This is a genomic window from Pseudomonas sp. NPDC087185 (assembly GCF_044744955.1).
In the GTDB taxonomy this organism is placed as follows: Bacteria; Pseudomonadota; Gammaproteobacteria; order Pseudomonadales; family Pseudomonadaceae; genus Aquipseudomonas.
The window spans coordinates 962,091-974,647 of the sequence record NZ_JBIUZK010000002.1 but is presented as its reverse complement, the minus strand read 5'-3'; the positions used below and the strand labels follow the sequence as shown (position 1 = coordinate 974,647).

Genomic DNA, 12,557 nt, shown 5'->3' with positions numbered 1-12,557 from the left:
TCCTTGAGATCTACCAGCGGCACACAAACCGGCAGCGCTTCATAGATCCCATTACACGGCCTTGGCCATTGCCTGCCTGATATCGCTCACAAGCGATGAAACGGCTTCTAGACCGATGTGCAACCGGACGACAGGCCCAGCCGGACGAACGCCCAGCTGCCGATCTGTCTCCACAAGCGTGACCAGGCTTTCGAAGCCGCCCCAAGACGCTCCGATCCCAAAAAGCGCTAGGGAATCTACGAAGCATTCCGCATCAAAACCTTGGCAAAACTCAACGGTTAGCAGCCCATTAGAGCCATCAAAGTCTCTGCGCCAGATTTCGTGTCCAGGATGCGTAGGTAGCGCGGGGTGGTAGACACGGATAACCACTTCTTGATGGCTCAACCACTGCGCCACCTCAAGAGCCTGCTTAGCATGCACATCAAGCCTGGAAACAAGGGTGCGCGCCCCTCTAAGAACCAGCCAGGCATCGTCCGGGCTAACCGTCTGCCCCACCGTGTCGCTCATACGGGAAAGAGGCTCGAATGCGTCGCGAGTAGTGCAAACACTACCCATCATCACATCACTGTGGCCAGCCACATACTTTGTCAGTGCCATGATTGAAATATCGGCTCCCAGCTCAAGGGGTCTGTACAAGCAGCCCGAGCCCCACGTGTTGTCTACTGCGACCAGGATGCCAAGTGGCTTGCAAAGATTCGCGACCGCCGGCAGATCAATCAGCGAGTAGTACGATGAACCCGGCACCTCCGCGTAAACCATCCGAGTGTTGGGCTTGATCAGCGACTTGAGATCCGTGCCGTTGGCCGAATAGTATTCGTAGCTGATCCCGAACGGCTTCAGAAAGTCTTCAGCGAGCCTGCGCACAGGGGCATATACGCCTTCGGTGATGAGGACATGATCACCAGGTCGAAGGTACGTAAGCAGAACCTGGGCTGTCGCAGCGAGTCCTGTTGGGAACAATTTGGTACGGTAGCCGCCCTCTAGTTCGGTAATCAGGTCTTCTAGCTCATGAGCAGTGGGGTTTCCCCTAGCTCCATAACTCAGAAGTCTCTCATGGTCACGACGCTGACGCGCTTCTCGCATTTGAGACCAACTGTCGAATAAGACTGTGCTGAGCCGGGAAACCGGCGCGTTAACTCCATGAGGTTCTTTACCTTGATGACCACGACCGGCGTGTAACAAGCGGGTTGCCAGAGGCTCACTATTGGTAAGAGGCTTGAAGCTCTGCCGCTCCATGGGGGTCATTTGCGACAACAGCCCCGTTTCCCAGGCTAGGTATTGACGCGCAGCTTCCTTGTTGCCCGCATGACGATCATGGACGAAGAACAGGTAATCGATTCGCTCCGCTTGGGCAAGCGGCTCCCCTCCTTCATCAACCTCCAAGCCGTCCAGGCTCGCTAACCAACGGGCGCTGGATAGAACCTCAGGGGGCAACTCTGCAGCAGCCAGGGCGGCGACCTCTTCAGAAGCTGCTAGCAGCCAGACCTGACCTTCGACCGAGCCTGCATCCTTCGCAATTTTGCTACGCGTCGACCAGCAGGATCCACGAGCACGCCGCTTGATGAAGGATGCACTGTCACGCAGATCAAAAACTACTCCCTCAGCCGACCCCAACTCTGCCGGCGTGAGTCGGTAAAGCGGTTTCGCAACTTCTGGAAGTTCGAGCGGGCTGTGAATACCCTCGTTCAAAACATACGCCTCGTGGCCCAACTGACGAAGCCAGCTCGCAACTATCGGTGCACGAACGCCTTCATCATCGGCCACGACGATCCGTGCACCTCTGACCCCAACATACAGGTCAGTAGCTTGAACGAGCTGTCCACCAGGAGCGTGTTCGACGCCTCGCAAAGTGCCGGCAGCAAATTCCTCAGGCGTACGAACATCAAACACGAAAAGCGTGCGTCTTTGGTCGTCACACCAGGCTTCGACTTGGGCAGCGTCTACATGCAGTACGCCCGTGCGCTCCGCAAGAGCAGCGGCTGCTCGTTGCAACTCCCGCGTATCCTCTGGAGCTGGGGGGTAGTGCAGATCTTTCCCGCGCTCGAGCTCCAGGTCTGCCAGGAACCAGCCTTGCGTACCATTCTCCAGGGCTATCACAGGATTGGGGACGCCCAGGTTGATCAGCGTTTGTGCACCAATGATGCTTCTGGTTCTGCCCGCGCAGTTGATGACTATCGGTGTGGAAACATCAGGCACCATTGCCTGTGCACGCAAACCCAATTCGCCGTTAGGACAGCAGACGCCGCCCGGGATATTCATCTTCAAAAACTCTTCGCGGGGCCTGCCATCAAGGATGGTGACGGCACGCCCTTCGCTCTGCCAGCTAGCTAACTCCAGCGGGCCAATGTGCGGAGTATGGCAGTGCTCCTCTACGATCTCTCCGAATGCCTTAGAAGGCACATGCACGCCGGCGAAAAGTTCACGACCAGAACGTTGCCAGCCATCTGTGCCACCTTGCAGACAGAAGACATGGCTGTAACCCAGCGCTTGGAGACGACTGGAAGCACGCACTGCCAGTTCCCCACCGTCGGTGTCGTAGACCACGGCTCGTACGGCGCGGTTCGGAGCGAGCCGGATAGCATCCAGCTCAAGTCGGCTGTAAGGCACATTGACGGCAAAAAAGAGGTGCGCCTCGCCGTACTGGCCATGTTCACGCACATCGAAAAGGGCAAGCTCGTGACCGTCGAAAAGCCATGCCTCGAGCTCTTCGCTTGATACCCAATTACTCATGATTACTCCACCACCAACGACTTTTCTTCTGCCGCGATCGAGCGGCCACGCTTGTAGGCTTCCTGTACTGCCGGGCGTGCCTTAATGCGATTGCGCCATGCTTCGATCGCGGGGAAGTCCGCGAGGTCAATGCCCTGCCGTGTAGGCTGGATCCAGGGAAAGATCGCCATATCAGCTATCGAATAGGTCTCAGCCACATACTCGTGATGCAGCAAAGCACGCTCCAGCACCTCGTAAAGCCGGAACGCTTCAGTCTGGAACAGGTCTTGAACGAACAAATTCGCAGCAGGTGCCTTTTCGCGAAGGAACTGCAGTTGTCCCAGGCAAGGACTGATGTGGCCCACTTGCCAGAACAACCATTGCTGAACCTTGTGATAGGCCGGCGAGTTTGCTTCAGGGACAAACGCAGTTCCTAGGTAATTAAGGATGGCACCAGACTCAAACAAAGAGAGATTGCCACCCGTATCCACCATCACTGGGATACGCCCGCCTGCCCCTACCTTTAGAAAATCGTCAGTTTTGTGCTCAGCACGACGGATATTCACCGGCAGGAGCTCATACTCAAGCTTGAGTTCCTCAAGCAGAATGCCGATTTTCAGGCATTTCGCTGTCGGCCAATAATGCAGTTGAATCATGAGCCATACGCCTCGATAGATGGCTCCATTTGGGACTTGTTGTAGCCCATCACCTTTCCATCCTCTTGGACACCAAAGCGACCATCCAAAGACTCGAGTGGCCGTCCATACAGGTGGAAATGAAGCGTAGGATTTTCACCTGCGACTTGGATACTGTGCAGGTCGTCACCGAGGAAAGAGATGGGCGTGCCAGGACGTACAACCACCTCGCGATCAACCTCCAAGTCAGCGAAGTCGGGCACGGAGCCGTCATCAAGACGACGATAGACCTTGTTCAGCTCCTCACCCTCGAGCGCTACGATGATCGCCCAGGTTTCGTGATTGTGTGGAACAGTCCGCTTACCAGGAAGCAAGGAATTAAGATACAACGTCGGGCCATTGCCGTTATCGTTCAGACGATACCGAAATGCAGTCTTTCCCTCACCTGGGACAGGAGCAGGAAACTCTTTAAAATTGAAGAGATCAACGCGTTCACTCAGTTCCTCGAGCAAGCCAACAATTTTTTGCAAAGCCGCTCGATCAACGCCGGCATCGTTGATGTCACGAACTTTATCCAAGAACTCTTGAACAACTGCAACGCGAGCATGACTCATTTTGAATCTCCCTTGGACATGTGGTGTCCTTAAACGCTGATGTGATATTGGCTAAGGTTCTGGATGAAAATGCTCTGCTGTGTGGCCTGGCGACGAGAAGAATCACCTAGTGCATGGCGTAGAAAATCACGCGTCCGCTCTTCGCGCGGATGATTGAAAATCTGTGCAGCCGATCCGTGCTCAACGATCACACCGTGCTCAGTGAAATAAACCTGATCACTGATGTCTTCCGCGAAGCGCATCTCATGGGTAACCAGCACACATGTCATGCCCTCATCGGTGAGCTCTCCGATAACCTTGAGCACTTCCCCGACCATTTCTGGATCCAGAGCCGAAGTGACCTCATCGAACAACATAAGCTCCGGACGCATGGCGAGGGCGCGGGCAATGGCAACTCGCTGCTGCTGACCGCCAGAAAGCTCACCGGGATAGGCACGAACCTTGTGATCCATGCGAACCTTCTCCAATAAGCTCATGGCCTGCGCACGAGCTTCTTCCTTCCCGATTCCCAATACCTTCCTAGGTGCAATCGTGAGATTGTCCAATACACTTAAGTGTGGGAACAGGTTGTATTGCTGAAAAACAAAGCCCACACGTTGACGCAGCTTACGAATATCGGATTCGAGCTCCATCTTGTGGAGCTCATGCCCAGCCACTGTCAGAGTGCCCAATTGCGGTTTCAGCAGGCCTGTAAGGCAGCGCAAGATTGTCGATTTGCCAGAGCCCGAGGGGCCTACAATCGAAACAGCCTGCCCCTTCTTCACATTCAAATCGATGCCTTTCAGAACCTCTGTTGCACCGAAGCTCAAGTGAACGTTGCGCAACTGCACTACGGGTTGGTTATCGGAAAGCATATCGGCGCTCCAAACGTTGTGTATAGCGAGAAATTGGGTAGCACCAAGCGAAAAACAGCGCCAACAGGCTAACGTAAATCAACAGGGTAAACGGAATACGGTTTACGGTATTACTTGCAATCTGGGCTACATCAATGACGTCATGAACACCAACCAATGAGGCAAGCGATGTGCCCATCGTGATAATTGCATACAGATTCATCCAAGGCGGGAGCATGCGTTTGAAGCACTGCGGCAGGATAATCTGCGTGAACACTTGAGTTGGGGTAAATGCGAGTGACTTTGCAGCTTCCCACTGAGTGGCAGGTATGGAGCCAACTGCTCCTCGCAAAATTTCGGCAACGTTCGCACTCGCAGGCAAAGCCAAACCCAAAGTAACTTTCAACCAGTCAGGGAAGGTAAGGTACTGCCCAAAAACTTTGATTTCGAACGGAAACACATAAGTTGTAAAGTAGATCAAAACCAACCAGGGTGCATTTCGAAACACCTGCACCCAAACGCGAGCAAAACCTCGGAAAGGTGAAAAGTTCAATGCACCGATCAGGAGGCCTGCAATACTTCCCAAGGCCATTGCAGTGACACTGATCAATACGTTCTGCCCAAGACCAGCGATCAAAGCTGGCGTCCACTCAATCAAAGCGGAGATCACTTCATTGGCCATAACCAGGCATCCTCAGGCGCGCTTCAAGCCAGCGACCAATAACATTAATAGTGAATCCAAGAATCCCGAAGAAGCCTAAGATCAGAATCATGAGTTCAATCACATTATCACTTTGAGTCCAAACCATGATTGACGCGTAGGTAATGTCATTCACAGCGATAGCAGAGGCCACCGCCGTCATTTTCATCATGTCAATGAGATTATTTACAAGTGATGGTATAGCGAATCGAAAAGCCAAGGGCAGCTGAACATTGGTCAGCCGTTGAAGCGGCGTGAACGCCAGAGAGTCAGCAGCCTCCAATGTCGTTGGCGGTACCGCTTGCAATCCTGCTCTAAGCGCCTCGGCATGAAATGCGCCCTTATGGAATGAGATAACAATTACCACCCAGGCAAAAGGGGTAAATGGATTGCTAGCACCCAACGACTGGGTCAGCAGCATGTTGAGCACCAAGAATGCGCAGTAAAGCTGAACAAGTGTCGGGGTGTTCCGAATTAACTCGACAAATGCCCTAGCGGGCGCAGATATCGCTCTTGATTTACTGATCAAGGCGGCAGCAAGCACCACTCCAACTGTCAGGCTACCTACAGTGCTGAGAGCAGCAAGCTCCAACGTTGTGAGCATGCCGTCTACCATCATCCCGCGACTGTACGCATCAGCAAGGAACTCGTAGTTCAAGCCGAACTTCGCCGTGAAAGCGACGAAGCTTGTAATCCAATCTGTCATTCCTTCCCCTCTTTCAGTAGTTCGCAAGCGCGCACAACGCGGTTGGCCGCCTCTGCTACTGCCTTGCTATCGGTAGCAATCGAGAAGCGCAGCCAAGGGGAAAGTCCATAGGCGCTGCCGGAAATAGCAGCCACGCCATTTTCAAGCAGCCACTCAATCAAGTCGTCGTCACTTCGAATGCGCTCACCATCGGGTCGAACCAGCCCAATCAGCTTGGCGCAGCAAACAAACACAAAGAATCCACCATCGGGTACCAGCACTTGCAGATCCGCGACTTCTGCAAGCTTGGATACGAACACGTCACGCCGGGATTTGTAGGTCGCGACCTGATCTGGCAAAAACGCCAATCCGCCGTTTAGTGCAGCAACTGCAGCCGCCTGGCTAATGGAGCTCGCACCAGACGTAGACTGTGACTGCACAACAGTCATAGCTTTCACCAATGCAGCGGGCCCAGCGCCATAGCCGATACGCCAGCCTGTCATGGCATACGTCTTGGATACTCCTCCGACGAAAAGGCTTCTCTCTACCAAGTCTGGTGCGACATTGAGCAGGCTCTTAGACAAGCTTCCGTCAAAGCGAATGTGTTCGTACAACTCGTCAAGCATTAGCCAGACGTGGGGAGTCTTTCGTAAAACTTCTGCTAATGCAGACAGTTCCACACAGGTGTACAAGGCACCACTGGGATTGCCTGGGTTGTTAAGAACAAGCCACTTGGTCTTTGGGCCGATAGCTGCGGCCAGCTGCTCTGGCTTTATCTTGCACCCTTGGTCATACCCGCATTTAACCAGCACGGGCTCGCCACCATTGAACCTCACCGCATCTGGGAATGTAGGCCAGTAAGGGGTAGGAATGACTACCTCATCCCCGTCATCTAGGGTCGCTGCAAAAGCGTTGAAGATGACTTGTTTCGCTCCATTAGCAATGAAGGTTTGATTGTGCTGATAATTAAGGTAATTTTCACGAAGGAGCTTATTCACCACCGCCGCTCGAAGTTCTTTCATTCCTCCAGTTGCAGTGTATTTGGTTGAGCCGGCCTCGATTGCCCCGCACGCCGCCGCTTTGATGTGGGAAGGGGTATCGAAGTCTGGCTCACCAGTTGTGAGATCCAAGACATCGCATCCCTCTGCTCGCAGCTCAGTCGCGCGCGCCTTCGAGGCAGCATTGGGCGAAACATTCACTCGTTGAGCGCGTCGAGAAAGCTTCAATGACACAACTTCATCTCCAAAATAATCTTCACGCAAATGGATGATTAAGGGGCATTTTGATTGCCACTTGACTAGGCCTGCCTTGATCACCAATTCCACAGATAATTGCTTAACGGCTTACTTTTGCAGCTGCATCGCCACGATACTTCTCATGGAGCGCATAGAGCGCGCTCGATGGCTCCATCCCTGTGCGTTTGCCAAGCTCGATGAGCCAGCCAGTTCGGTGCCAGTCCCGGATGATTTCATCCAGTCGGGCTTGAATATCGTGCTCCCCCTTCCTAACCCACATAACCGAATCAGAAGGAATCAGCTCTTGAGCAATGGGTGTTTCGTAATTTGCCCATTCAGACTGTTTCAGAAGGTTCCTCATCGTAGGAGCGACATGCACGGCGGCTACGCACCCATTACCCCTAAGAGTTAACAGCGACTCACTTTGGCTACGAAATGCCTTAATGGCTGCGCCGTACTGCTCTTGGAGAGGAGCAATGAAGTTACTGCCCTGAGACACACATACAGGTTTCCCCCGAAGATCTGACCAATCTTTGATACCCGCACCTTTGGCAATGACAGCGGCCCCGCCCACCTGCTCGTAAGGCGTAGGTGAGTAATCAAGAATATGCGCTCGCTCGTCCGTGTACTGCATGTTAGCGATCAAAACATCGACCTTGCCTTGCTGGAGAAACTGCACTCGATTTGGAGGTAAAACCGAAACAGTTTCTACCTCCACCCTAAGCTTGGCCCCGACTTCTTTAGCCAGCTCTACGTTATACCCAACAGGCAATTGAGTCTTTGGGTCAATTGAACCAAACGGGAGACCAGTCAACATAATCCCGATACTGATTGAATGGCGCTCGGAAATTTTATCCAGCGTCGCATCCGCATAAGCCACCGAGTTAGCAAGCATAGAAAGCGAGGCGCAAATAACAGCGAGGAACTTGGTCACGGGACAGCCTCCATTCAAAGCCCAAACTGCTCCGGGCCAAGCTCTTTTATTCCGTTTCGCTTTTCAGCTTCAACAAGCCATCCAGTGCGGTGCCAACCTTTGACCGCCGCGTCAAGCGTACCTTGGAGCTCCGCATCACCTTTACGCGTCCAAATTACCGACGGTGCAGGGTTTAGCTGCTCGGCAAATAGCCGGTAGTCTTTCCACTCAGGGTTTTTAGCCTGTAGCGGCTCAATCAAAGTCGAATCATGGACAGCCGCTATACAGTTTCCTCCGCGCAAAGCGAGCAACGATTCAGCCGAGCTTTTGAAAGCTTTGATGTCAGCACCCAGTTCGGTAAGCGGCTTCACATAGCTACTACCCTGTGAGGTGCAAACTGGCTTCGACTTGAGATCTGACCAAGATTGAAGCGAGGTAGTCTTAGGAAAAATTGCCGCACCACCTACCTTGTAAAAAGGCGTTGGCACATGACCCAAAATTTTCCCACGCTCCTCATTGAGTTCCATGTTGGCAACCAACAAGTCAACTTTTCCTTGCTGCAGAAACTGGATGCGATTAGCCGGCAACACCGACACCAACTCGACTTTTACACCGAGAACCTTACCCACTTCATTAGCAATATCGACATTCAGCCCCTGGGGCTGCCTGTCGGAGGGGTTGAGGGCACCAAATGGCCCACCGGAAAGCATCACCCCCACCTTGATTTCTTGGCGAGATTTGACGCGATCAAGTGTACCCTCGGCGAAAGCTCCGACCCCGCTCAAGCATCCTATTAGACCAACCAAAACCGACAAACCGCTTCGCACCATGATGCCCGTCCAAAGGAATTTATTTGAGTAGCGATGCTAAGGACTCACGGATTGCAAGGGCAAATGAAAATATCGCCTATCGTTATAACTCAAAAATCAGAAAAAACCCTAGCTTAGGAATTTCAGGCTTTTACAATGTACCTAAAGGTCAAATACATTCACGCTTGTAATACATTAAGTGGCTAACATTATATGAACTCCACCCTTGATCTCGATTTGTTACGAACCTTCGTGACCGTGGCAGAATCCAAGAGCTTCGTTGAAGCCGGACAAATTCTGGGAAGAACGCAATCGTCGGTCACTCAGCACCTGCAACGACTGGAGCACAGCGTGGGGGTGGCGCTGCTGCGTAAAGAGGGCCGCAACAAGCATCTGACTGAATCGGGACAGCAATTGCTACGCCAGGCCCGCCAGATGCTTTCCCTGAACGATGAGGTGCTAGCCGCACTTAGCCAAGACGGGCCAACCGGGGTGCTTCGGATAGGCTCCCCTCATGACATCGCCGATACGATTCTGCCTCCCCTTCTCACGAAAATTGCGCGAGCAGCGCCTAATGTGAGGCTTGAGCTGGACGTTGGACGAAGCCCCTTCATCATGGAAGACCTCCATCGAGGCCGAATAGATATGGCTATCTCGACACGCTTCGATGAGCGTCTTCAAGGCATACCGCTGCGCACCTCACCTGTATGGTGGATCTGCGCAGCTAACTATCGGCATGATCCAGCTTCTCCCCTTCCCCTGGTACTTGTGGATGAACCCAGTATCTATCGTAGGTACGCTCTAGAGGCGCTGGAAGAAGCAGGCATAGCGTGGCGCCAGGCCTATGCCGCATCCAATTTGATTGGCATCAAGGCGGCTGTCCGGGCAGGTCTCGGTATAACGCCTCGCAGCATGGAACTGCTGGGATCAGACATGCGTGTACTAGGCGAACGCGAAGGCCTTCCTAGACTGCCAGATGTGACGTATCACCTTTGGATCAGGCCCAATTCAGTCAACGAACTTGTGAGGCGCGTTTTTGAGCTCGCCACTCACTGAGGTCGACCTGGAATGAGCCCTAGGCAAGAGCATGGCGGCAAGCTCGAAACTCCCTTTGCGAGGTAGCCGCCCTAGTGGTAACAAGGATGCCTTCACAATCACCGGCATGACGTTTACACCCCCAGACCCGACTTACTCGAGGTAGAGCTGATTGTTATTTAGAGCCCCCAACACCAGGTCGAGCAATTCCAAGGTTGGCACGCAGTCCGCCGTCTGAATACTCGGTGCGGAATAAGCCTCTGCGTTGAAGCTCAGGAACAACCTCTTCCACGAACTTGGCTAAATCAGGCAGCATGATGGGTGCCAATATATTGAAGCCATCAGCGGCTCCATTCTTCACCCAGTGCTCCATCGTATCCGCAATCTGGCCTGCATCACCGAACACTTTCCAGTGAGTACGAGCGCCTGTGAGCTCGCGAATCAACTGCCGGACAGTCAGGTTGCCTTCTTTCGCAATCCGAGTCGCATACTCAAACCTGGCTTTACGCGCGTTGGTGACAGGAAGGTCTGGGAGAGGCTTATCAAGATCAATGCCAGACAGATCTGCGTAGCCGAAAATTCGAGACAGCTGTGCCAATCCCGATGGGATATCGATGAGTTCCTGCAGCTCTTCGAACCGAGCTCGTGCCGCTGCTTCGCTAGCGGCTACGACTGGGAAGATGCCGGGCATGATTTTGATGTCGGAGGCAGCTCTGCCTACGCCAACCGTGCGTTTTTTGACGTCGGCGTAAAATTCCTTTGCTAGCTCAACATCCGCCGTGGCGGTAAAGATCACCTCACCATGCCGCGCTGCGAGATCACGACCCGCCGGAGATGACCCTGCCTGGACAATGACTGGATAGCCGCTAGGTGAGCGTGAGAGGTTTAAGGGGCCCCTAACCTTGAAGAATTGCCCTTCGTGATTCAGGACATGCATCTTGGCTGGATCGAATGAAAGGCCTGTTTCTGGCGGTACAGCGAATGCATCATCATCCCAGCTGTCCCACAGACCTTTCATGACGCCCAAAAACTCGCTGGCCCTCTCATACCTCAGCCCATGCTCCATATGGGTGTCGCTGCCAAAATTGCGAGCTTCACTGTCGTTCACTGACGTCACAACGTTCCAGCCTGCACGCCCATTACTGAGATGATCTAACGAAGAGAGCTGCCTGGCCAAGGTATAAGGTGTGCTGTAGGTAGTTGAAGCACTGGCGATCAGGCCGATGTTTCGGGTATGGGCACTGAGCACCGATAACAACGTAATCGGTTCCAGTCGAACAGGCTCCGCCTCTTTCTCCGGAGCTCCCGGCTCACCTGTCACCGCTGGATGGTCAGCAAGGAAAAGAAAATCCAACTTTCCCTTTTCGGCCAGCTTGGCTAATTGAATATGATGCTCAAGACTGAGTTTGTTCTGCGAACCTTCCGGATGTCGCCAGGCGGAAAGATGGTGACCAGTCTCTTTTACAAAAACGCCCAGATGCATATACTACCCTCAGTGTATTAATGGGATACCGCAACTTCCGAAGCTTTGCCAGCTCCCAGAGGTTTCTCTTTGTATTGCTCATGTAGGTTGAGCAGTGCTTGAGATGGATCAATGCCATACTTCTCGCCAACCTTGATCAACCAACCAGTTCTGTGCCAATCCTGAACGATGGCATCCAGTTGTTGTTGGACATCCTTTTGTCCTTTACGTAACCAGATAACTGAATCTGAAGGCCAGATATCGCTAGGAATAGGAATCTCGTAATCCGACCACTCCGGAAGTTTTGCTAAACGGTGCATGGTAGGACTAACGTGCACTGACGCCACACAGCCATTGCCCCGAAGCGCGAGCAATGATTCAGACTGTGCGCGATAAGCCTTCACAATAGCGCCATAGTCGCGCTCTAAAGCCAAGCTGAAGCGTCCGCCTTGGGAAACGCACACATTTTTCCCCTTCACATCCTCCCACCGTTTAATGCCACTACCCTTGCGAGTCAGAAGCGCTCCACCGATAGACTCATAGGGTGTGGGAACGTAATCGAGAATCTCTGCACGCTCGGGAGTCAACCCCATGTTGGCGACAAGCATGTCCACTTTACCTTGCTGCAGGAACTGCACCCGATTAGGCGCCAATACTGCAACTGGATTAAGTTTTACGTTAAGTCGCCTTGCTATATCTGCAGCCAGATCCGCAGAGTATCCGACAATTTCACGGGTTTTAGGATCAATCGTTCCGAAGGGAAGACCGGTAACGATGATCCCTATGGAAACCTCTTTACGCTGCTGAATTTTGTCCCATGTGGCATCAGCCCACGCCAAAGTATTGAAAAATGTTACGCTTGCACCCAAAGCAAGGCTTAGCAAGCCCCTCTTGAGACTGTCCATGCAACCCCCTATATGTTTTCAA

12 protein-coding genes are annotated in these 12,557 nt (G+C 53.0%); 1 reads left to right on the top strand and 11 read right to left on the bottom strand.

Annotated elements, in window-relative coordinates:
- Positions 1 to 51: 51 nt before the first annotated feature.
- From metC to ACIPIJ_RS10030, 9 genes are all read right to left on the bottom strand, one after another.
- Entirely contained in the window at positions 52 to 2,730 is a 2,679-nt protein-coding gene (gene metC, locus ACIPIJ_RS10070) for a cystathionine beta-lyase (RefSeq protein WP_401075586.1), read from the bottom strand.
- Between the two features lie 2 nt (positions 2,731 to 2,732).
- A complete protein-coding gene (locus tag ACIPIJ_RS10065) occupies positions 2,733 to 3,365 on the bottom strand; it encodes a glutathione S-transferase family protein (protein WP_401075583.1) in 633 nt (210 codons plus the stop codon).
- Positions 3,362 to 3,958 (bottom strand): cysteine dioxygenase, encoded by a 597-nt coding sequence (locus ACIPIJ_RS10060; RefSeq protein ID WP_401075580.1) that lies wholly within the window; start codon positions 3,956 to 3,958, stop codon positions 3,362 to 3,364. Before ACIPIJ_RS10060 ends, ACIPIJ_RS10065 begins: the two co-directional genes overlap by 4 nt.
- A gap of 29 nt (positions 3,959 to 3,987) precedes the next feature.
- A complete protein-coding gene (locus ACIPIJ_RS10055; RefSeq protein WP_401075577.1) occupies positions 3,988 to 4,812 on the bottom strand; it encodes an amino acid ABC transporter ATP-binding protein in 825 nt (274 codons plus the stop codon).
- The gene (locus tag ACIPIJ_RS10050) at positions 4,799 to 5,473 is read right to left on the bottom strand and encodes an amino acid ABC transporter permease (RefSeq protein WP_401075575.1); all 675 of its coding nucleotides are present in this window, start codon (positions 5,471 to 5,473) and stop codon (positions 4,799 to 4,801) included. Before ACIPIJ_RS10050 ends, ACIPIJ_RS10055 begins: the two co-directional genes overlap by 14 nt.
- Positions 5,463 to 6,197, bottom strand: a complete 735-nt coding sequence (locus ACIPIJ_RS10045) for an amino acid ABC transporter permease (protein ID WP_401075573.1) — start codon at positions 6,195 to 6,197, stop codon at positions 5,463 to 5,465. Before ACIPIJ_RS10045 ends, ACIPIJ_RS10050 begins: the two co-directional genes overlap by 11 nt.
- Positions 6,194 to 7,408 carry an aminotransferase class I/II-fold pyridoxal phosphate-dependent enzyme gene (locus ACIPIJ_RS10040; RefSeq protein ID WP_401075789.1) on the bottom strand — a complete coding sequence of 405 codons (1,215 nt, stop codon included), beginning with the start codon at positions 7,406 to 7,408 and terminating at the stop codon, positions 6,194 to 6,196. The genes ACIPIJ_RS10045 and ACIPIJ_RS10040 overlap by 4 nt, the downstream gene beginning before the upstream one ends.
- A 103-nt stretch (positions 7,409 to 7,511) precedes the next feature.
- Complete coding sequence (locus ACIPIJ_RS10035; protein ID WP_401075786.1) at positions 7,512 to 8,306, bottom strand: transporter substrate-binding domain-containing protein; 795 nt, start codon at positions 8,304 to 8,306, stop codon at positions 7,512 to 7,514.
- Between the two features lie 53 nt (positions 8,307 to 8,359).
- Positions 8,360 to 9,154, bottom strand: coding sequence for a transporter substrate-binding domain-containing protein (locus tag ACIPIJ_RS10030; RefSeq protein ID WP_401075570.1), 795 nt, complete (start codon positions 9,152 to 9,154; stop codon positions 8,360 to 8,362).
- 192 nt (positions 9,155 to 9,346) lie between these two features.
- Here ACIPIJ_RS10030 and ACIPIJ_RS10025 point away from each other — a divergent pair, with 192 nt between their 5' ends.
- Positions 9,347 to 10,189: a LysR substrate-binding domain-containing protein gene (locus tag ACIPIJ_RS10025; RefSeq protein WP_401075567.1), complete on the top strand. Its 843-nt coding sequence runs from the start codon at positions 9,347 to 9,349 to the stop codon at positions 10,187 to 10,189.
- A 154-nt stretch (positions 10,190 to 10,343) separates the two neighbouring features.
- Here ACIPIJ_RS10025 and ACIPIJ_RS10020 read toward each other — a convergent pair whose 3' ends face one another.
- Entirely contained in the window at positions 10,344 to 11,651 is a 1,308-nt protein-coding gene (locus ACIPIJ_RS10020) for an LLM class flavin-dependent oxidoreductase (protein ID WP_401075564.1), read from the bottom strand.
- Between the two features lie 17 nt (positions 11,652 to 11,668).
- Positions 11,669 to 12,535 carry a transporter substrate-binding domain-containing protein gene (locus tag ACIPIJ_RS10015; protein WP_401075561.1) on the bottom strand — a complete coding sequence of 289 codons (867 nt, stop codon included), beginning with the start codon at positions 12,533 to 12,535 and terminating at the stop codon, positions 11,669 to 11,671.
- Positions 12,536 to 12,557: the final 22 nt, after the last annotated feature.